At 60.7% G+C, this 20,498-nt stretch carries 17 protein-coding genes, 2 tRNA genes and 1 pseudogene; 9 read left to right on the plus strand and 11 right to left on the minus strand.

What is annotated here, in order from left to right:
• Positions 1 to 78 precede the first annotated feature (78 nt).
• The 3 genes from RGQ15_RS08805 to rlmB form a co-directional block, all read right to left on the minus strand.
• Positions 79 to 531 carry a CoA-binding protein gene (locus RGQ15_RS08805; protein WP_311159840.1) on the minus strand — a complete coding sequence of 151 codons (453 nt, stop codon included), beginning with the start codon at positions 529 to 531 and terminating at the stop codon, positions 79 to 81.
• Between the two features lie 183 nt (positions 532 to 714).
• Positions 715 to 1,170 (minus strand): YHS domain-containing (seleno)protein, encoded by a 456-nt coding sequence (locus tag RGQ15_RS08810; RefSeq protein ID WP_311159841.1) that lies wholly within the window; start codon positions 1,168 to 1,170, stop codon positions 715 to 717.
• A gap of 66 nt (positions 1,171 to 1,236) precedes the next feature.
• Positions 1,237 to 2,034, minus strand: coding sequence for a 23S rRNA (guanosine(2251)-2'-O)-methyltransferase RlmB (gene rlmB / locus RGQ15_RS08815; protein ID WP_311159842.1), 798 nt, complete (start codon positions 2,032 to 2,034; stop codon positions 1,237 to 1,239).
• A 165-nt stretch (positions 2,035 to 2,199) separates the two neighbouring features.
• Between rlmB and RGQ15_RS08820 the strand changes: the two genes are divergently transcribed.
• A tRNA-Tyr gene (locus RGQ15_RS08820) sits at positions 2,200 to 2,283 on the plus strand.
• 132 nt (positions 2,284 to 2,415) lie between these two features.
• Here the strand turns inward: RGQ15_RS08820 and RGQ15_RS08825 are convergent.
• The 4 genes from RGQ15_RS08825 to thrS form a co-directional block, all read right to left on the minus strand.
• Positions 2,416 to 3,054 carry a DsbA family oxidoreductase gene (locus tag RGQ15_RS08825; protein ID WP_311159843.1) on the minus strand — a complete coding sequence of 213 codons (639 nt, stop codon included), beginning with the start codon at positions 3,052 to 3,054 and terminating at the stop codon, positions 2,416 to 2,418.
• 157 nt (positions 3,055 to 3,211) lie between these two features.
• The gene (locus RGQ15_RS08830; RefSeq protein WP_311159844.1) at positions 3,212 to 4,084 is read right to left on the minus strand and encodes an AMP-binding protein; all 873 of its coding nucleotides are present in this window, start codon (positions 4,082 to 4,084) and stop codon (positions 3,212 to 3,214) included.
• Between the two features lie 129 nt (positions 4,085 to 4,213).
• Positions 4,214 to 4,420, minus strand: a complete 207-nt coding sequence (locus RGQ15_RS08835) for a cold-shock protein (RefSeq protein WP_154491196.1) — start codon at positions 4,418 to 4,420, stop codon at positions 4,214 to 4,216.
• Positions 4,421 to 4,654: 234 nt separating this feature from the next.
• A complete protein-coding gene (gene thrS, locus RGQ15_RS08840) occupies positions 4,655 to 6,601 on the minus strand; it encodes a threonine--tRNA ligase (RefSeq protein ID WP_311159845.1) in 1,947 nt (648 codons plus the stop codon).
• Between the two features lie 165 nt (positions 6,602 to 6,766).
• Here thrS and RGQ15_RS08845 point away from each other — a divergent pair, with 165 nt between their 5' ends.
• Entirely contained in the window at positions 6,767 to 7,510 is a 744-nt protein-coding gene (locus tag RGQ15_RS08845; protein WP_311159846.1) for an alpha/beta fold hydrolase, read from the plus strand.
• Between the two features lie 53 nt (positions 7,511 to 7,563).
• Here RGQ15_RS08845 and phaZ read toward each other — a convergent pair whose 3' ends face one another.
• Entirely contained in the window at positions 7,564 to 8,910 is a 1,347-nt protein-coding gene (gene phaZ / locus RGQ15_RS08850; protein WP_311159847.1) for a polyhydroxyalkanoate depolymerase, read from the minus strand.
• A 561-nt stretch (positions 8,911 to 9,471) separates the two neighbouring features.
• On the opposite strand from phaZ, the gene phaC reads away from it, so the two are divergent.
• The 7 genes and pseudogenes from phaC to RGQ15_RS22380 form a co-directional block, all read left to right on the plus strand.
• A complete protein-coding gene (gene phaC, locus RGQ15_RS08855; protein WP_409201335.1) occupies positions 9,472 to 11,328 on the plus strand; it encodes a class I poly(R)-hydroxyalkanoic acid synthase in 1,857 nt (618 codons plus the stop codon).
• A gap of 116 nt (positions 11,329 to 11,444) precedes the next feature.
• The gene (locus tag RGQ15_RS08860) at positions 11,445 to 11,903 is read left to right on the plus strand and encodes a phasin family protein (protein WP_311159849.1); all 459 of its coding nucleotides are present in this window, start codon (positions 11,445 to 11,447) and stop codon (positions 11,901 to 11,903) included.
• 166 nt (positions 11,904 to 12,069) lie between these two features.
• On the plus strand, positions 12,070 to 12,660 hold the full coding sequence (phaR, locus tag RGQ15_RS08865) for a polyhydroxyalkanoate synthesis repressor PhaR (protein WP_311159850.1): 591 nt from the start codon (positions 12,070 to 12,072) through the stop codon (positions 12,658 to 12,660).
• Positions 12,661 to 12,702: 42 nt separating this feature from the next.
• A tRNA-Ser gene (locus RGQ15_RS08870) sits at positions 12,703 to 12,792 on the plus strand.
• A 392-nt stretch (positions 12,793 to 13,184) separates the two neighbouring features.
• The gene (locus RGQ15_RS08875; RefSeq protein WP_263390395.1) at positions 13,185 to 13,367 is read left to right on the plus strand and encodes a type II toxin-antitoxin system Phd/YefM family antitoxin; all 183 of its coding nucleotides are present in this window, start codon (positions 13,185 to 13,187) and stop codon (positions 13,365 to 13,367) included.
• 79 nt (positions 13,368 to 13,446) lie between these two features.
• Positions 13,447 to 14,556, plus strand: coding sequence for a DNA cytosine methyltransferase (locus tag RGQ15_RS08880; protein WP_311159851.1), 1,110 nt, complete (start codon positions 13,447 to 13,449; stop codon positions 14,554 to 14,556).
• Positions 14,557 to 14,843: 287 nt separating this feature from the next.
• A pseudogene (locus RGQ15_RS22380) lies at positions 14,844 to 15,152 on the plus strand (hypothetical protein); the annotation flags it as partial.
• Between the two features lie 86 nt (positions 15,153 to 15,238).
• On the opposite strand, the gene RGQ15_RS08885 reads toward RGQ15_RS22380, so the two are convergent.
• From RGQ15_RS08885 to RGQ15_RS08895, 3 genes are read right to left on the minus strand one after another with little or no spacing between them, the layout of a single operon-like run.
• Complete coding sequence (locus RGQ15_RS08885) at positions 15,239 to 16,570, minus strand: HlyD family type I secretion periplasmic adaptor subunit (RefSeq protein ID WP_311159852.1); 1,332 nt, start codon at positions 16,568 to 16,570, stop codon at positions 15,239 to 15,241.
• Positions 16,567 to 18,501 carry a type I secretion system permease/ATPase gene (locus tag RGQ15_RS08890; protein WP_311159854.1) on the minus strand — a complete coding sequence of 645 codons (1,935 nt, stop codon included), beginning with the start codon at positions 18,499 to 18,501 and terminating at the stop codon, positions 16,567 to 16,569. Before RGQ15_RS08890 ends, RGQ15_RS08885 begins: the two co-directional genes overlap by 4 nt.
• Complete coding sequence (locus tag RGQ15_RS08895) at positions 18,498 to 20,435, minus strand: hypothetical protein (protein ID WP_311159855.1); 1,938 nt, start codon at positions 20,433 to 20,435, stop codon at positions 18,498 to 18,500. Before RGQ15_RS08895 ends, RGQ15_RS08890 begins: the two co-directional genes overlap by 4 nt.
• Between the last annotated feature and the right edge of the window lie 63 nt (positions 20,436 to 20,498).

Raw genomic sequence — 20,498 nt, forward strand, 5'->3', positions numbered from 1 at the left:
GCGTAAAGGTTTGGAGCGTGGCCCATCCGCGTTCCGAAAAGGCCCCGGGCGCCGCGCGGCGTCGGGGGCCTTTTCATGTCAGAGAAACCGCGGGAACTCGATCTTCGGGCAACGGTTCTCGATGACGTTCAGACCAAAGGCTCGTGCCTTGGCCGCGGCGACCGCGTGGCTGATGCCCAATTGCATCCAGATCGTTTGCAGATGAGGCAGATGGGCGATCGCCTCGTCCACGATCTCCGGAATGGCTTCTGCCCGCCGGAAAATGTCGACCATGTCCACCCGGAGACCCTCGGGAATAGCCGAAAGCGCCGGATAGACCCTTTCGTCAAGGATCTGATCTCCGGCATGACCCGGATTGACCGGAATAACCCGGATTCCCTGAGACTTCAGAAAGCGCGCGACGCCCCAGGCGGGACGCAGCTCGTTCAAAGAAAGACCAACCATCGCGACGCATCTTGTCCGCCGGACGATATGTGCGATCTCGTCGTCCACCGGCGAAGTCCCGGTGTCCCTCAATATGGCGAAATGCATGTGATCCTCCCCCAGATCTCAATCTAAAGTGGCATGGAAAAAGCGCCCGGTCCAGAGTTCTGGCCGGGCGCAAGTCGCGGAACGAGGGACAGTGATCTGAACATGAGCGTTCCGTGCCCATGTTCACTAAATAAATGCGCACTGTGGCCGAATAGTTCCACCCCGCTCACAAAAAAGTGAGGATCAAGGATTCAGCCGCGCCCAGACCGCCTTTGCTTGCATCAGGACATGCTGTGGATCGGCCAAGAGTTTCTGGCGCGCAGATTCGGATCGCAGCAGGTAGGTACGCTGTCCAATCACGGCAAAAAAACGTGGATTTCCAGGCTCCGAACGTCCCTCGGACAGGGCAACGACGCAAAGTCCGCCCAGTCCGGGAGCAAAGGCGCGGGGATTGGCCTCGAAGACATTGCGGTTCTCTTCGGTTGCGAAATGCCAGGCCTTGCCGCGCCACATGGTCACGATGTCGGGCCGCCCCGGCACGGCCGTACCTTCCTGACCATAGGAAATCGGATCGATCCCATCGAGCGCCCAATCCTGAGCCAGGCCGGGAAGCGGCGCGAATAGAAACATGCCAAGGAGGGGAATAGCGCGAATCATCAGGGGCAGAGCGGTCAACGAAGCGGGGATACGTCCCTGCATCTGGCAAATCGCAATGCGAATCTCAACTCCGGCAGGCAGAATCTATCCGCGATGTGATCCTGACGCTCAACTCCGTGAAGCCGCATAGAGGGCGATGGCGGCTGCGTTCGAGACATTGAGCGATCCGAAATCCGCGGCAAATGGAATGCGCAGGATGCGGTCGCAAGTTTCGCGCGTACGCTCGCGCATGCCCGGCCCTTCGGCGCCGAGGACAATGCAGATCGCCCGCCCTGGCAGGCTTTCCAGAACGTCGGGCAGTTGTTCTTCGCCGGTCCCATCGAGGCCTAGAATGGTATAGCCCATCTCCTTCAACTCGATGAGCGCATCGGCAAGGTTTCCGACGCGCAGATAGGGCTGCCGTTCCAGCGCACCCGAGGCGGTCTTCGCCAGTGCTCCGGTTTCGGGTGCGCTATGGCGAGACGGCGCGATAACCGCCCGCGCGCCGAACACTTCGGCCGAGCGCAGGATCGCGCCCACATTATGCGGGTCGGTCACACGGTCCAGTGCAACGATCAGGGGCTTTCCTGGGCCCGACAGCGCAAGATCCGCAAGCTTCGCCCATTTCAGCGGCTTCACCTCAAGCGCGGCTCCCTGGTGGACGCTTTCCGGGGGAAGGGGAACTGCCTTGTCAAAGGTCCGCGCGTCCGTGATTTCAGGCTCGATGCCGTCGGGCAGGCCGCCCAGACGGTCCAGGGCGTTTTGGGTGACAACCAGGCGCAGCTTCTCCCGCTCCGGGTTGCCAAGGGCATCTCGCACCGCATGCAATCCGAACAGCCAGACGGTTTCGGCCGCGGCTGCACGCTTCGCGCGTTCCTTGTCGATGACCCATGTGGGCTTCTTGGATTTCTGCGGTTTCTCGGCCATGACGCGTCCTTGCTTTAGCTCTGGGTTGCGCAGAATTCACAGTGAAATGCAACCATTCCCGTGGGTGAAGCCGGATTGCGAAGTTTGTGCGATTTTTCCTCGTTTCACCGCTTGACGCCCCCGTCGGCTCCCGGTAATCACCGCCCCACGCCGAAAGCGATCGGCGGGCGACGTGCTGCAAGGTGCGGCAGCGGACTGTAACTCCGCCGGGGAGACCCATGCCTGGTTCGATTCCAGGGTCGCCCACCACTTTCCCAATTTATCTGCATTTCATCTAAGTGGTGAGGCTGCCGCGGAAGCGGTTAAGTCGTTCCATATGCGCGCTTTTCGAGTGGTTTTCCTGAGGGGGCACATTGGCTGTGCCCCCCGAACGGGTGCGCGTCATATCCCCGAAAGTTCGTCGATCACCTGCATCCATAGCGTGGCGGGCTGGGCGCCAGTGACGACATGCGTGTCGCCGACAACGAATGTCGGTGCCGAACTGATACCGCGCTGGCGGGCATGGATTTCGCGCATGGCGATCTCGTCCCGGTCTTCGGTCGTCGCCAGAAGGCGGCGGATCATCTGGCCATCCATGCCGGCAGTTTCCCCGATCGCGACCAGGACATCGGGGTTGGAAATATTCTTGCCCTCGCGCCAATAGGCGCGCATCAGTCCGGACATGACAGGGGTTTGGTTGCCTTCAAGCCCCGCCCAGTGCAGCAGGCGATGCGCGTTGAGCGTATTCGGGACGCGCTCGATCAGCGAGGGGTTGATCCAGAGGCCGAGCCGCTCGGATGCCTCCATGACGGGCTTCATCGCTGCGATGATGCCTTTCTCGTCGTTGAACTTCATCTTCATATAGGCGACGTAGTCCATGCCCGCCTGAGGCATTTGCGGGTCCAGCCGAAATGGCTGCCAGGTGATGGCAAAAGGGTGGTTCGGGCGGCTTTCCAGCGCGCGATCAAGTTCGGCCTTGCCGATCATGCACCAGGGGCAGACCGGGTCGGCAAAGATATCCAGACGGACTTGTGCGGTCATCGGCATTCCTTGCGGTTTGATCTTCGAACGGGACGGAATATGGGCCCCGCAATTCTGTTCGACCCTTGCCAGAAGGCGCGGGCCAATTCACCCCGGATTCGGCCGCGAAAAGCGTGTGGTCCTTGATACTTGGACCGCTGATGCGGATGTGATGGTGTTAATCCGGCAGGACCGCAGGTTCGTTGTCACGCTCGGAAGGGCCACGCAGATCGGTTCCTGTATGCTGCTGCCAGGAATTTTGCAACTCTTCCCCGTCCGGCCGGCTGGTGGCAAGCCCAAGCCGCAATCCGTTCCAAGATCTCCAGTGCGGCCCGATCAGGCCCTGCAACGCGGAAGCTCGGCCGCAAAGGATCGTGCCTCCGTGGCGCGAACCCAGCAGGGGGATCTGGTAGGGCTCGACGCCTGCCGACGGGATCAGAACAGAGCCGCCGGCAAGCAAAGGCGCGAGCAAGCCGATTTCCAGCTGAGAGAGCTCATCCCAGCCCCCGACCTGAAGGAAGCGATCTTGGGCACACAGGTCATGTGCCTTCACCAGAAACTGCAGCGCTGCGAGTGCCACGCGGTGCGAGCAGCCGACCCCATTCGTGGCCAGGTAGGCCGGCTGATCGGGATCGCGTTGGATGAAATCAAAACCTGCCGGTTCGCCCGCGTCCAGAAGCTGCTGGGGCGAAGCCTGCGGGACGTCCTGCCCGCAAGCGACTGCCAGCTTCTCGGCGACGATCAGCGACGGTGCAATGTCGGCCATGGGGCCGCCAACCCGTTCGGTTGCACGAAGGTCGATGGCCGGAACAAGCCCCGCAGCAATTGCGCCAAGCAGGACGATCGGAGCGGCCGGACCAGGAGGCAGGTGCAGCAGCACTTGCGCGCCGGCCTTCAGCCCCATCATCTGAAATCCGTTTGCGGTCTGCAGCACCGCCTGACGCAGCCGCGCATTCGACCAACGGTCTGCCCGGCTTAATCCTACAACCGACATGGCCAGCTTGTCGGGCGTCGCCAGACCCGGGTTCAATATGTGCTCGGCCAGGTTCATCCGAATTCCCTCTTGTCCAAGTTTGGTCGAGATAGGGATTTCGTTCGAAAGTGGAAAGGGAAAGCGGGTGCCGCCTCAAATGAAAGCGGCCCGCGATGCGGGCCACCTGGAATTCCGTTTTCTGCTGGATCAGAGCAGTTTCAGATCTGCGGCCGAGCTGCGACCGTCGCGGCCGGACTGCAGTTCATAGCTGATCTTCTGATTGTCGTTCAGGCCGGTCAGACCTGCGCGTTCCACGGCCGAGATGTGGACGAACACGTCCTTGCCGCCATCATCGGGTGCGATGAAGCCGTAGCCTTTGGTGGCATTGAACCATTTCACAGTGCCGGTAGCCATAATACCGTCTCTCCTTCAAAACATCCCGGTGCGTAATTGCGCCGGGCCGTGCAGCCCTTACTCGTATATTCCGGCTGCCCCGTTAAAGGAGGAGCGGTAGAAAGTAGTGCTCACGCGTTCGAGAGGATGAACGATTCGTTAAAAAAGGCAAGCAATAATGCGCCGAACGCCCTGGTCTGAAACCAGAGCCCTCGGCGTGATGAGCAATTTATTGCTGATCAAATGACGATTTTGTCAGCGTTGGTCGGGTGGCGTGGCTTCAGCCAGAAGCTGTTGAATAGCCTCGTCAAGCTTCAGACTGTTGCTGCCCTGTTTGTCAAGCCTGCGTATCGAAACACTGCCATCTTCGACCTCTTTCATGCCGATCGCCATGATGACGGGAACCTTGCCGACCGAGTGCTCGCGCACCTTATAGTTGATCTTTTCGTTCCTTGTGTCGGCCTCGGCTCTCAGGCCCACGGCACGAAGCGCCTTCACGACGTCGTGAACGTAATCGTCCGCCCCCGAGACGATCGAGGCCACGACGATCTGGCGCGGCGCGAGCCAGAGCGGCATCTTGCCCGCATAGTTCTCGATGAGAATGCCGATGAAGCGCTCAAAGCTGCCCAAGACGGCGCGATGCAGCATGACGGGCATGTGCTTGTGGCCATCCTCCGCGACGAATTCCGCGCCCAGACGGTCCGGCAGGTTGAAGTCGCATTGGAAGGTGCCGCATTGCCATTCCCGGCCAATCGCGTCGGTCAGCTTGAAGTCGAGCTTCGGGCCATAGAAGGCGCCGTCGCCAGGATTGACCTCATAGGGCAGGCCAAGATGCTCGATCGCGCCGGCTAGCGCTGCCTCGGCCTTGTCCCAGATCTCGTCCGAGCCAACACGGACATCGGGGCGGGTCGACAGCTTGATGTCGAACTTCTCGAAGCCGAGATCCTTGTAGACCGAGGAAAGAAGCTCGATGAAGCCCGCGCATTCCTGCTGGATCTGGTCTTCGGTGCAGAAGATATGCGCATCGTCCTGGACGAAGCCGCGCACGCGCATCAGCCCGTGCATCGAACCCGAGGATTCGTAGCGGTGGCACGAGCCGAATTCCGCAAGGCGCAAGGGCAGGTCGCGATAGGATTTGAGGCCCTGGTTATAGACCTGGACGTGGCAGGGGCAGTTCATCGGCTTCAGCGCGTTGATGCGCTTTTCCTTCGCGCCTTCCTCGTCCACTTCGACGATGAACATGTTCTCGCGGTACGCTTCCCAATGGCCCGACTTCTCCCACAGGATGCGGTCGACGACTTGGGGCGTCTTGATTTCCTTGTAATCCGCGCGGATCAGGCGGCGGCGCATATAGGCTTCAAGCTCGCGATAGACGGTCCAGCCATTCGGGTGCCAGAACACCATGCCCGGCGCTTCTTCCTGGAAGTGGAAGAGTTCCATTTCCTTGCCCAGCTTGCGGTGGTCGCGCTTGGCGGCCTCTTCGAGCATGGTCATGTGGGCCTTGAGGTCGTCGCGATTGCGGAAGGCGACGCCATAGATGCGCTGCAGCATCGGGCGCGAGGCATCGCCCAGCCAATAGGCGCCGGCTACATGGGTCAGCTTGAACGCATCGGCCGGAACCTGGCCGGTTGTCTGCAGGTGCGGGCCTCGGCAGAGATCCTGCCAATCGCCATGCCAATACATCCGCAGATCCTCACCTTCGGGGATGCGGTTGATCAGCTCGACCTTGAAGGGCTCGCCTGCTGCCTCGTAATGGGCGATGGCACGGGCGCGGTCCCAAACCTCGGTGCGGACCGGCTCGCGGGCGGCGATGATCTGCTTCATCTTGGCCTCGATCTGGCCAAGGTCTTCGGGGGTAAACGCCTCGGCGCGGTCGAAGTCATAGAACCAGCCCTGATCGCGGACCGGGCCGATGGTGACTTTGACGTCGGGCCAGATCTCTTGCACCGCGCGGGCCATGATATGGGCCAGATCGTGACGGATCAGTTCCAGCGCGGGCGCGCTGTCCTTCATCGTGTTGATCGAGATCTTGCCCGATCGATCGATCGGCCATTGCAGGTCGACATGCTGGCCGTCGAGATTGGCCGAGATCGCATTCTTGGCAAGGCTGGGGGCGATGGAGGCTGCGACTTCGGCGGCGGTGATGCCGGCGGGATAGTCGCGCGAATTGCCATCGGGGAATGTGAGGGAGATCTGGGACATGCTCGTCCTCCTCGTCGGTTTGGCGCCCACGGAACGCCCGGTTGCGGGTTATGTCGCGCGGGTTTGGACGGATTGAGACAGCTTGTCAATCCGGTTAGGGAAGGGGCGGGGGCTTTGGTCCTGCCGCAATTGCGGCCTTCTGACTGACCAATTTGGGATCGGATGATGACGGAATTTCTGGAAACGACACAGGGTCGGAAGATCGCCTATAGCCGAATACCGGGCGAGGGGCCCGGGATCGTCTTCCTGGGCGGCTTCAAGTCGGACATGCAGGGCACCAAGGCGATCTGGCTTGAGGACTGGGCGCGCAGGCAGGGGCGTCCCTATCTGCGTTTCGACTATTCCGGCCATGGCGAATCGTCGTGCCGCTTCGAAGACGGGTGCATTGGCGATTGGCTGATCGATGCACGGTCTGCCATCGCCGCGCTGACGGAAGGGCCGCAGGTTCTTGTCGGCTCAAGCATGGGGGGCTGGATCGGGCTGCTGCTGGCGCGTGACATGCCTGAACGGGTCGCAGGGCTGATTACGATCGCCGCCGCGCCTGATTTCACCGAGCAGGGGTTCTGGCCGGAATTGTCCGAAGAGCAGCGAGAGACGATCATGCGTGAAGGGCAGTTGGCCTTGCCCAGCGAATATGGCGACCCCTATGTCATTACCCGCAAGCTGATCGAGGATGGGCGCAACCATCTGGTCATGTCCCGGCCGCTTGATCTGCCATTCCCGACACGCTTCCTGCAGGGCACGGCCGATAACGACGTTCCGCTGGAATGGGCCTCGGCCTTGCTGGCGCATGCGACGGGCACGGATATGCGACTGACCCTGGTCAAGGGTGCCGACCACCGGTTTTCGACGGATGAATGCATGGAATTGATCGGCGCGTCAGTCGCCGAGGTTCTTGCCCGCATTTGAAACCGCTCTGGGCCGGGATTGTCCGGCCCAGCTCCGCGTGCCTGCCAGGGGGCTCAGACCGCGATCTTGCCGTCCTCATCGCTCGAGATCGACCGACCGCAATCGACCGGGCTCGGTCCTCCTCTGCGGCGCTTGGCCGGTTTCGTGGGCGAGGAGATCTGTTCGTCGATGAAATCAAGGACCAGCGGCCGGATGTTCAGCCGCCAGCTCTTGCCCGCAAAGATGCCGTAATGGCCGGCACCCGGCTCGAGGTGCTGCTGCTTGCGACTGTCGGGAACCCCCGAGCAAAGCTCGAGCGCCGCGACACATTGGCCCGGAGCCGAGATATCATCATTGGCCCCTTCGACCGTCATCACCGCCACGCTTGTGATCTTGGTCAGGTCCACAGGCTTGCCGTTCACGGTGAACGAATTTCGGGCGATCTCGCGGGTCTTGAAGATGCGTTCGACGGTCGACAGATAAAACTCGGCCGTCATGTCCATGACCGCCAGGTATTCGTCATAGAAGGTATTGTGCTTGTCGCCTTCCGATGCCTCGCCGCGGGCTTCGGCGAAAACCTGGTTCAGGAAAGCGCGTGCATGGGTATCGGCGTTCATCGCGATGAAGGATGTAAGCTGCGCAAGACCGGGATAGACCATTCGCCCGGCGCCGCGGTATTTGAAGCCGACCTGCTGGATCAGCATGAAGTCGAGTTCGCCCATGGTCATCCGATTGCCGAAATCGGTCACTTCGGTCGCCGCCGCGTCGGGGTCTATCGGGCCGCCGATCAGGATCAGCGAACGAGGTTGCGCTTGGGGTTCTTCTTCTGCAAGCACGGCCGTTGCCGCGAGGGCGAGAGGGGCCGGCTGGCAGACCGCGATCACGTTCGTGTCAGGGCCCAGGTGGCGAATGAAGTCGACGAGATACTGCGTGTAATCCTCGATGTCGAACTTGCCGGCGCTGACGGGAATGTCGCGCGCGTTGTGCCAATCTGTCACATAGACGTCGCAATCGGGCAGCAGTGAAGTGACAGTGGTGCGCAGCAAGGTCGCGTAATGTCCCGACATCGGCGCCACGAGAAGAACTTTGCGGGGCAGGGGCGGGCGACGAGCCACGCGGAAATGGACGAGGTCACCGAAATCACGTTTCAGGACAGGCTCGACATAGACGATGTGATCCTGACCGTCTTCCGAGACGATGGGCGGGATTTCCCAGTCAGGTTTGATGACCATGCGCGAAAAGCTCCGCTCGGTCACTCGGCCCCATGCCGACATCAGCTTGAAAGCGGGGTGGGGGATGAGCGCGAAGGCCGGATAGGATCCCATGGCGCGTGCGGTGGCGCCCAGCCATTCGTTCGTGTTTCGGATCGTCTCCATCGCATCGTAGGAAATGATACCCTTAACACCCTTGTAACTCGCCATCCTGTGAACCTGTATCTGATTGAGGCAGGCCGAGCAGGACACGGCTTTACCTGCGTTTCGGGACAGGCATAATGATTTTACGCTCAGGGAGGATTGTCAATTATGGCGGACAAGGACGGTAAGCCGGCCAACCCCTCGGGAAAGGACGCTGCGGCAAAATCGGGCAGTCGTCCGGGTGCAAAGGGTGGACGAGCCCAGGCATCGGACCAGGCCGGAGCTGACAAGCCCAATGCCAGCTCGGTCAAGGCGGCCGCCAAGCCAGCCGGTGCAAAGGCAGTGACATCGCGGACGAAGCGGGAGGCTGCAAAACAGAACCCCGAAGTCGCCATGGAACAAGCCGCGACCCGAGGGGCGACAAAAAAGACGGACGCTCCGGTCGAGCGGTCCGCGCCCGCGCAGGCGGCGGTGGCGAAGTCTGCCAGCACATCGGCCGGTACGAAAGCCACGAAGAGAGGCCCGGGCCGTGCTCGAACCGCAGCGCGCGCCGATACCCGAACCACGACACACCGCAAGCCGAAGGCTCCGACTTCCCGCGGGAAAGAGAAGGTCGGTTCCGCGGATATGGTTTCCGAGACCGGAAAGCAGCCCGACATCGCACCGGCGGAAGCCGGAAACGCTCCCGAACACTCAACTGCCGCTTTTATCGAGGCGGCGGTGGGGCCTGGCAGTCGCCTTCCTGAACAGCTCGTCGCCAATATCGAACGCATCGAGACCCTGACCCAGAGGCTGATCAATGCGCTGGCCATGCGCGAGCCGAAAAATCCGGGCGTCGAGGCACCGGGTCCCGATCTGTTCACCACCGCAGCAAGCGGATGGCTGAAGCTGCTCTCGGAGCAGCCCGAAAAAGTGTTGAGCCAGCAGGTCCATTACTGGGGGGAAACCCTTCGTCATTTCGCCGAAGCACAGGCAGCTCTTGCGCGGGGCACCTTCCGCGCGCCGCCGGATGACCGACCGAGAGATCGGCGCTTTTCCAATCCGCTCTGGGAAAGTCACCCGTATTTCAATTTCATCAAGCGCCAGTACCAGATCAATGCGGAAGCGATGTCCAAGGCGGCTCAGGACCTTGGTGTCCACGATATGACCGACCGAAGGCGGATCGAGTGGTTCACGCGCCAGATGATCGACATGATGGCGCCGACGAACTTTCTCGCGACCAATCCCGACGCATTGGAGAAAGCGGTCGAAACCGAGGGTGAAAGCCTTGTCCGGGGTCTCGAGAACCTCGTTCGTGACGTCGAACGGCATGGTGGCGAGATGATCGTCTCGCTCGCCGATCGCGAGGCGTTTCAGGTGGGCGAGGATATCGGCACCACCGCGGGCACCGTGGTTGCCCGCACGCCGCTGTTCGAACTTATCCAGTACAAACCAACGACCCAGCAGGTGCATGAAACTCCGCTGGTCATCTTTCCTCCGTGGATCAACAAGTTCTACATCCTCGACCTCAAGCCTCAGAACAGCCTCATCAAGTGGATCGTCGATCAGGGCTATACGTTGTTCGTCGTAGCCTGGAAAAACCCCGACACGAGCTATGGCGATACGGGGATGGAAGATTACGTCTCGGCCTATCTGGATGCGATGGACCGGGTTCTTGATCTTTCGGACCAGCCCAGGTTGAACGTCATCGGCTATTGCATTGCGGGAACGACGCTGGCGCTGACGCTGTCCTTGTTGAAGCAGCGGGGAGACGAGCGGGTCAAATCGGCGACGTTCTTCACGACCCTGACAGATTTTTCCGATCAGGGTGAGTTCACCGCCTTTCTCCAGGAGGATTTCGTTTCGGGGATCGAGGCCGAGGCCTCGCGCACCGGGGTGCTCAGTTCGCAGTTGATGACAAGGACCTTCAGCTTCCTTCGTGCGAATGACCTTGTCTGGGCCCCGGCGATCCGCAGCTATATGTTGGGCGAGGCGCCGCCGGCCTTCGATCTGCTGTTCTGGAACGGAGACGGCACGAACCTTCCGGGTCGGATGGCAATCGAATACCTTCGTGGGCTCTGCCAGAAGAACGCATTCGTCGGTGAAGGATTCAAGGTCTTCGATCAGATCCTGAACGTACGCGATGTGACCGTTCCGCTCTGTGCCATCGCCTGTGAGGCTGACCACATCGCGCCCGCCAAGGACAGTTGGCGCGGCGTTTCGATGATGGGGTCGCAGGACAAGACTTTCATCCTTTCCCAGTCGGGCCATATCGCCGGGATCATCAACCCCCCCGGAAAGATGAAATATGGTCATTACACGTCCGCCGCAGGGTTCCAGAAGGGCTTCGATGCATGGCGCGATGCGGCAGATTTCCATGAGGGGAGCTGGTGGCCCACATGGGAGAAGTGGCTGTCCAGACATTCCGGGCGCATGATCGCCACGCGTGATCCCGGGGCCGGCCTTGGACCCGCGCCGGGGACCTATGTCCATGAAACGTCTTGAGAGGTTTTCGCTGCGCTGCGGCGAAAACTATTGAAATGCTGCAGTGCAGCATTTATATTGAAAGTCGTGGAAGGTAACCGGCGCTTCAAATCCGCGCGCCACCCAAGGAGACGGAAATGGCCAAGACCCCTGACTTCACCAAGACCATGCAAGAGATGATGGCGAAATTCCCGGTCGACACCTCGTCCTTCCAGGACGCGTTCAAGTCACAGACCGCGCTGGGCGAGAAGATGGCCAAAGTGGCTCTGGCTGCGGCCGAGCGCTCGACCGAAATTTCCGCGCAATGGGCCAAGGACACCATCTCGCGCATGGGCGAACTTGCCAGCTCCAAGGACGACCCGGCTGAATATGCCAAGGCCATGAGCGATTTTGCGACCGCCGCGACCGAAATGGCGGCTGAGCACATGGCCGCCTTTGCCGAAGTGGCCAAGAAGGTCCAGATGGACACGGTCGACCTGATGCTGACGGCTGGCAAGGACATCGCGGCCGAGACGCAGAAAGTTGCCGAAACCGCGACGCGCGAGACGCAGGCGGCGGTCAAGAAAGCCACTGCAGCTGCGACCGCCAAGTCCTGATCCGACCCGGATCCGGATTTCGCAGAAACGGTTGGGGCGGGTGACCGCCCCTTTTCCGTCATGAGAACTACGCTGCGGCGCAGCGTGGCTTTCCGAGCCCGGTGATTTTCTTTGCATTTCCGCGCTTGATTTTCCATCATGCTGCAAATGCATTGCCGGAGGAGCCATGGCCGAGGTTGACAGCACGTCGCCACTATTGATCAAGCGTTACGCAAGTCGGCGGCTCTACAATACGGAAACCAGCGACTATGTGACGCTGGAGGATATCGCGCAGCTCATCCGCAACGGCCGTCAGCTCAAGATTGTCGACCTGAAGACCGGAGATGATCTGACGCGGCAATATCTGTTGCAGATCATCGCCGAACATGAGGGGCGGGGTGAAAATGTCCTGCCGATCGACGTTCTGACCGATCTGGTCCGCAGCTACACGACACAGGCCCAATCGGTCGTGCCGCAGTTCCTGGCCGCCAGTTTCGAGATGCTTCGCGAAGGTCAGTCGAAGATCATGGAGAACATGTCGACATTCCCCAATCCGATGTCGTCCATGCCGGGTTTCGATACATTGCAACGCCAACAGCAGCTATTTCTCAAGGCGCTGACGGCGGGTTGGTCGACGACCGGTCCCGGCGAGCCCGACGATGATGAGACGAGCGATCCAGACAAACCTGCCGCAGCCCGCAAGTCGTCGGGAAGCGAGGATATGGAAGAGATCAGACGCCAATTGGCTGAATTGCAGAAGCGAATTTCCAAGCTGTAACCGCTTGCGCAGGTCGGACGATCACGTTAGACGGACGTCCACGGACAGTTGGCCGAGTGGTCGAAGGCGCACGCCTGGAAAGTGTGTAGGCGGGGAACCGTCTCGAGGGTTCGAATCCCTCACTGTCCGCCACTTGCCCCCGCGAAAGCGTTCTCCCGATCCGGCTGCGGCCGGATTTTCTCGTTGTTTTCGAGGGTTGTGCGGGAGGGGCTGAGCACTGGCCCTGGCGCCGGGAGGCCCGGAAGCGGTCTCTCAGGGCCGATATTCTCCGGACCTGTTGCCTGCGCCGTTTTGGTGAGTTTTCTTCAAGGTACTGGAAAGACGTCAGAAATTGAGCGTCGCCGCTATGCACTTCGATGTCAGTGGCGTTCACCAAAAGCTCCTGAGATCCAACGCCCGTTCACCAATACTTGGCGCATCAAGGTATCCTTTGTCTTTCGCAGAAATGGTCGTCGATCCCGCGACTTCCTGATTGTGATATCGGACTCTTTTGTTCATTGTGACCCAAAGCAGGGAGCACTGCCATGAAGGCCATGTCCGCACGGGACGCGAAGCATCAGTTCGGCCTGCTCATCGACACCGCACGAGCCGAACCGGTGGTGATCGAGAAACACGGCCGCCCGGTTGTGGTGGTCGTGGCCGTGGAAGAGTTCGAACGGCTGACGACGCTGAGTGACGCAGCGACTGTCAAGCAGCGGGAAAGTTGAGGGTAAGAAGTAGTGGTCAAGCAGGCACAAAAGGATGGATTGCCGGCTGACCTGACCGGGCTTGGGGGCTCGGCGGGGGATGGGCAGCTGGGCGACCCCCCCCGGCAGCGGGGCAGGCGAGTATGATGAGGTCAAGCAGGCGCGAAAATTTGTGGATCTGTTTTCTGGCTGTGGAGGGCTTTCCCTCGGGCTTTCCCTGGCGGGGATGCGTGGCCTCTTTGCAATTGAGCGCGACGAGATGGCATTTGAGACGTTCTCGACCAATTTCATTGGAGATGACTCGCCAGAAGCTTACCGCTTCATGTGGCCGTCATGGTTGGACCAACGGGCGTGGGGTATTGACGAGGTCCTCGGAGAGCATAAGGAACAACTCGAGCAACTGAGCGGTGAGGTCGAGGTTCTAGCCGGTGGTCCCCCCTGTCAGGGATTCAGCTTCGCTGGACGGAGAATAGAGGACGATCCCCGGAACCTACTCTTCAACAAGTATGTTGAAGCTGTTGAAGCCCTGCACCCGAACGTGCTGGTCCTTGAAAACGTGCCAGGCATGCAGGTGGCCCACAAGAGTGGAGCAGTGGTTGACCTGCAATCGGGGCGCTCGCCGCGAAAGCAATCCTTTTACGAGAAGTTGGCTGCTAGTCTCGATACTGCCGGCTATGTGGTGAAAGCCGAACTCGTGGACGCGTCCCGCTTCGGAGTGCCGCAGAAGCGTTCCAGGCTTATCGCCATCGGCATACGAAAAGATCTTTCGCCATTTCTTGCTGGTGGCATTGATCGCGTCTTTGCTTTGCTAGAAGAAGCAAGGTGTCAGCAGCTGCGGGAGTTCGGGATAGGCGAGGTCATCTCTGCCGCAGATGCGATCTCCGACTTGGAGATTGGAGATCGCCCAATGGTTTCCTGCACAGATGCCCAATCGCCGCGTGGTTTTTTTGAGGCTACTCCCCGCTCAGCTATGACGACCTACCAAGAGCTCATGCGTCAGGGCGCCTCGGGCACTCCTAACAGCATGCGGCTAGCGCGCCATCGAGATGAAGTTCGCCAAAGGTTTGCCCGGATACTCCTGGAATGCCGCAAGGGCGTCCGGATGAACGATGAGGCGCGCCTCGGATATGATCGACCCGGGCAAGGGCCGCAAGAGCGATGGCGCGGCAACGGTCGAGCGCTACCTGAAGCAGATTGGCCCTGTAACTGAGACTGCGATCCGGCAGGTCGAGCTTGCCCTGCTCTCGGACTCGCGGGCAAGGCTGGCCAAGGTCATCGGGCTGAGGAAGCCGGACGTTGAGGTCGATTGCGATGTCCCGCACATTGTGATCAAGCGACACGCTGAAAGGTGGCTGAAGACCGCAGCGTCAGCGCGACGTGTGCCCCTGGTCGATGCCGCGCTGTGGGCTAGGCAAAAAACGTCGGAAAAGGGTACAAGGACAAAGCCACAGAGACAGGTGAACGCGTGCGCGACGCCAGTGGTGCTGGCTAGCTGAAGGCCACCACTGCCACAAAAAAGACCAGCTCGTGTCATGCCTTCATTGTGGCGATGAGATATCAGACCATCGAAAAATGACCTTTGCGGCATTCTTCAGCGAGAGTTGGCAAGAGCAAACAAACGCAGTCACAGCGGCTATTGAATGGTGCGGCCGGTCACGCTCGCTGCTGAGAAGATGTCTAGAGGGATTTCCATCGCAGTCCGTTCGACCCACTCTAGCGAAAGGGATCGGCGAGGCCGAAAAGGGGGGCGGCAGAGCTCATTTCTGCTGGCACGGCGATAAAGGAGCTGCAAGAAGTGTATGGTGAATGCCAACGGAACCCTATGAAAGTCAAACGGTTCCCGATAACGTGACCAAGCTCTTGGGCGGCGACTGGTCAGCCGCGGTCCAGGCCTAGTTTTCGCGGAATGCGCGCGACAGGCTGTCCTCGATCGGCTTGATCAGATATTCCGCGAAGGTCCTCGAGCGGGTCTCGATCATCACTTCAGCCGGCATGCCGGGCGTGACGTGCAGTCCATGGACGCGCTCCAATTCGGCAGGGGGCAGGGCCACTCGCGTCAGATAGATCTCGTGCTTGATGCCATCGGTCTCAGTCGTCAGCGCGTCTGCCGAGATATAGACCAGCTCGCCCTGCAGGACCGGCGTCGTGCGCTGATTGAGCGATGTCAGCCGGACCGCGGCATGCTGGCCGATCTCGACATCGTCGATATCCGCGCGCGAGACCTGTGATTCAATGACGAGGGGTGCGTCCTGGGGCAAGATCTCCAGAATGGGCTTGCCGGCTTCGATTACCCCCCCGGTGGTATGGTAATGCATGCGCACGATCGTCCCGGCGACCGGAGAGACGATCTCGGAGCGGGTCAATACATCCTGGGCCTTCATCGACTGCTCCCTCACACTGTCGAGATCGGCCTCGATCGCCTGATTTTCATCGAGGGCGGCCTGGCGATGCTGGTTGCGGGTATGGGCGATTTCGCGTTCGGCCTTGCGGATTGCTTCTCTGGTTTCGGAAATGTCGGCATTCAGTCGCTCGATCTGGCCTTCTGCATCCGCAATGGCACGGGCGAGGCTGTTCACTTCGCTGCGCCGGACTAGACCACGCTCGTAAAGCTGGCTGCGTGCCTCATGGTCATCCTGGAGCAGCTGCAGCTGGGTACCCAGGGCCACCAGTTGGCCGTTGAAGCCCGAAATGCGCGCGCGCCCCGCAGCGATGCTGCTTTCCTGCACCACGATCTCTCCCTCCAGCTTGGTGCGCGCGGCCCGGAAGGCGGTCAGCTGTTCGTTCATGATGGCCGAAAAGCTCGGATCATCCTGTCTTGCCTGCAGATAGCCGGAAAAGGCCGGTCGCTCGGCATCTTCATATTCAGCGCGAAGCCTTGCACTGATCGCCTCGAGCCGGGCACGGCGCAGTTCCAGTTCCCGCTGGTTCGCAAGCGCGGCGGTGCCATCGAGCCGGATCAGGACCTGCCCCGCGACCACGCTGTCTCCCTCGCCGATCATGATCTCGTGGATGATCCCGCCTTCGAGGTGCTGTACGATCTTGTTGCGCCCGGTCGCGACAAAGCTGCCCGGAGCCATGACCGCAGCGGCAAGCGGTGCGCGAAAGGCCCAGGTGCCGAACCCGCCGAAAGCGAGGATCATCAGTGCCAGCCCCACCGTCATGTGCAGCCGCACCGAGCGCGGCACATTTGCATAAAGCGGGTCGTGATCCCCTTGCCTGGTCATGGTCCACCTTTCGGACTTCCGGGCGGTGCAGGGCCGGTTTGAGATTGCGGCGCAGGGGGATATGCGTCTTCGGCCTTGCGCTGCTTGATCAGTTTTTCCAGCATCTGATCGCGGGCCCCGAACATGGCGATCTGGCCGTCCGCGAGCAGCATGATATTGTCCACATCGCGGAGCAGAGCGTATTTCTGCGTGATCACGATCATGGTGATGCGATCGCGCTTGGCCAATGCCATTGCCCGTGACAGCGCCTGGTCCCCGGCATTGTCCAGGTTCGAGTTGGGTTCGTCCAGCACGACCAGACGCGGCGACCCGAAGAATGCCCGCGCCAATCCGATCCGCTGCTTCTGCCCGCCAGAAAGGGGGGAGCCGTCGGCCGCGACGACGGTCTCGTATCCTTCGGGAAGCTTGGCGATCATGTCATGCACATCGGCCAGGACGGCTGCCTGATAGATATCCTCGTCGCGGGCATCCGGCCGCATGCGCGCGATATTGGCCTTGATCGTGCCGGGAAAAAGCTGAACGTCCTGGGGCAGGTAGCCGATCGACTGACCAAGCTGGCGCTGGTCCCAGTTGCGCAGGTCCATGAGGTCGAGCCGGACGCTGCCCGAGGTCGGCAGGATCGAGCCGACGAGCATCTTGCCCAACGTGGTCTTGCCTGCGCTGGACTTGCCCACGATCGCAAGGGACACGCCGGGCAAAAGCGAAAAGGTGATCGAGTTCAACACGACGCGCTTGGTGCCAATGGGGACGTAAAGCAACCGCTCGACATCCAGCCGACCCTCGGGTCGCGGCAGTTGCAGGCGCTGGTGGTTCAGCGGCGAGGATTTCAGCAGACCCGAGATACGGCCAAGGGCCGAACGCGAAAGAGAGACATTGTTCCAGCCTTCGATCGCCCCCTCGATCGGGGCCAGCGCCCGGCCCGCGATGATCGAGGCGGCAATCACCATGCCCCCGGTGATTTCGCCGTGCAGCGCCAGGTTGGCGCCCCATCCGAGCAATCCGACCTGGGTCAGCAGGCGCACCCCGCGAGAGGTGGAAGCGAAAAAGATGTTGCGATCCTGAGCCGTGACCTGAGCGCTCATCGAGCCTGCCGCGTCCCTGCTCCAGATCGTGACCGCCTCGGGGATCATCGCGAGCGCGTTGATGATCTGGGAATTCCGCGCCATCGAGTCGAGATGCAGGTTCGCGCGGCTGAGATTGCGGTTCGCCTCGGCAAAGGGGCCATGGGTGAAACGCTGGTTGATCAGCGCGATCACCATCAAAAGCAGTGCGGTCGCCATCACGATCATGCCGAGATGCGGATGGACCAGAAAGATCGCAAGTACGAAAAGCGGCACGAAGGGCAGGTCCAGCATCGACAGCAGTGTTCCCGAAACGAGGAAGTTTCGCAGGGTCTGCAGGTCTCCCAGCGTCTGATATTCCTGGCCATTGCTCTGCAATGACGCCCGTGCGGCAGCGGCAAGGATCGGCGCACCCAGCCGGGCGGAAAGGTCCACCGAGCTGCGCAGCAACATGCCGCGCCGAATGCCGTCGAAGATCACCTGCAAGACGACCGCGGCGACGATCAACACCGTGAGCATGATCAGCGTGTCCGTCGAACGGCTGGTCAGCACCCTGTCCGAGATCTGGAACAGATAGATCGGGATTGCCAGGACCAGCATGTTGGTCACGGCGCTGAACAACAACACCCCCAGAATGTTGATCCGGATCTTGTTCAGGCTGGCCGAGAGCGCGCCGGAGATGTCAGGTTCGGCCACACGCTTGTGAAAGGCAGTCCCGGAGCCGCGTTCCGGAATGTCGGGCAGACGGCCGGCCTGCCGGTCGATGGTCGGGCCGGTTCCCATGGCCTGACGGGCGCGAGGGGGGTGTTGCGTCTCGTTCAAGCCGTGCCGCAGCCCGGCGGCCTTTTCGCCGATCCTGTCCTGTGTCATGCGAGAACCGTTTCCATGATGTCGCTGGGAACCGCTGCATCATCATGATGGACCGGAGTGGTCCTGTCCGCGTCATGATCGCCGATCATCCCCTCCGCCAGGAAAAGGACGGCCTCGCTGGCAAGAACGGGGGCGCCCTCCGTCGTCAAGTTCAGCGGCTCGGACACCAGTTCGGCCTGGTGGAGCAACGCATCAGTGTAGTATTCGCCACTGGAGTAGAGGGTCGCGTCGACCCCGTATTCGGTGATGCTGGCCGTGTTCGCCAGGACGTTCGAGCCCGCCACGACACGGATGTCGCCATCCGAATCCAGCAGATCGGCGGCCATGGCATCCACCTGATCGGAATCGCCCAGCACGTTGGTCTGCCGGATCACATTGACCGAAACCAGATCGCCCTGGATGTGCAGAACCCGCACGACCTGCAGACCGGCGAAATTCGGATCGGCAAGAACCTCGGGCGGCAGAACGAACTGACCGTCTGGTGAACTGTCGATCACGCTCGCGATCCCGGCATTCGTTCCGGCAAAGCTTGTTTCGCCGATGGTGGTGATCGTGGCGCTGTTCATCAGCAGGTTGTCGCTGCTGCTGATTTCCCCGCTTTTCGCCTGCAGAACGATGTTGTCGTCATCCAGCAGGATGTTCGTCTGCTGGATCGAATTGAGATTGATGATGTAGCCATCAATGATGATGAGGTCGAACTGATACCCGAGTTCAGCCAGTGACACGCTGTTCAGCGCTCCGTTCTCGCCGATCAGCATGAGGGTTTCGTTGGCGTGGAACGTCACGCTCGTGATGTCGTCGTCGCTGATGAGATTGTACTGATCGATCCAGTTGAAGCTGACGAGACTGCCCTCCAGGGTCGCCGTGACCCAGTATTGCGGCGCATCGCCAGCGCCTGCCACCAGATGGGGAGCAGGATTCGAAAGGCTGCTGAAGGAGGCGTAATTCACGGCATTCGTCGCAGCCTGCACCGGATTGGGGCCAGCGATATGATCAATATCGCTCCAGACATTGACCTGGCTCACGACCCCGTAGCTGTAGATGCCCTGTGACGCATAAAGCACGGGAGCAGCAATCCATGCCGTGTTGATATGGGCTTCGTTCAACAGCATGTTGTTTCCGACGACCAGTTCGTGCTGCGCTGCATTGTCATGGCCTTCATCTGCCAGGATCTCGGCGCGATAGGCCGGCAGAAGCTTTTCGAGTTGCGGGGCCACCTCGACGGCCTGACCGTTCAGGATCTGCCCTTTGACGGCTGCGCCTTGAAAGGTCGAAACTTCGGCCCCATCGGGTTGGTTCTCCGGCGGATGGGAACGGGCGAAGGCTCGTGCCATCTCAAGGAATGCGTCTTCGTTCTGTGGCAGGGCGAGGTCGAGGGTCACGCCAAGCTGGCTTGCCTGAACGTAAAGATCACCCAGCTTGCCGTCGAATTCGGGTGGAAGCACCCCCGGCGCGGGCAGCAACAGGTCGCCGTCATGAAGGATCGATTGCTGCACGATATAGGTCGCCACCGATCCGGGCGGGGGCAGGGTCCAATCCCAGTCCCACGGGCCTGGCTGTCCGCCGAGCAGAGGTACACCCGGGTTTGAAACGGGCACGACAGGCGTCACCTCGGGCGTGAAATCGACGGATGGCGCGAAGAGACCCTGATCGTTCGGCCCTGTCTCGGCCTCGTTCCCCCGCGGGCCAGTGGAATATGACGCGCGGGGAAGCGGACCCCGGCCCGGGTCCAGAAAAACATAGTCGGCGTCTTGATGAACTTCGCCCATTGATCGGCCCTGTGACCGGTAGGCCAGACCCGGATCTGAATCGGGGAGTTCGAAGGGGTATTTCGGATCACTGTCCTGCGAGCTGATCTCGCCAGTGTCGTATCTGGTCTGCCGGGGATCGAATTCCTGATAGTCGATCCGCAACCGGCTGACCTCGTCAGTCATGTGAAATAGCCCAATAAAATGCCAGATTGCTTCATCTGTCGCGTGGATCGTCAGCATGTCAGC

Origin of the sequence: Paracoccus sp. MBLB3053 (assembly GCF_031822435.1) — a bacterium.
In the GTDB taxonomy this organism is placed as follows: domain Bacteria; phylum Pseudomonadota; class Alphaproteobacteria; order Rhodobacterales; family Rhodobacteraceae; genus Paracoccus; species Paracoccus aurantius.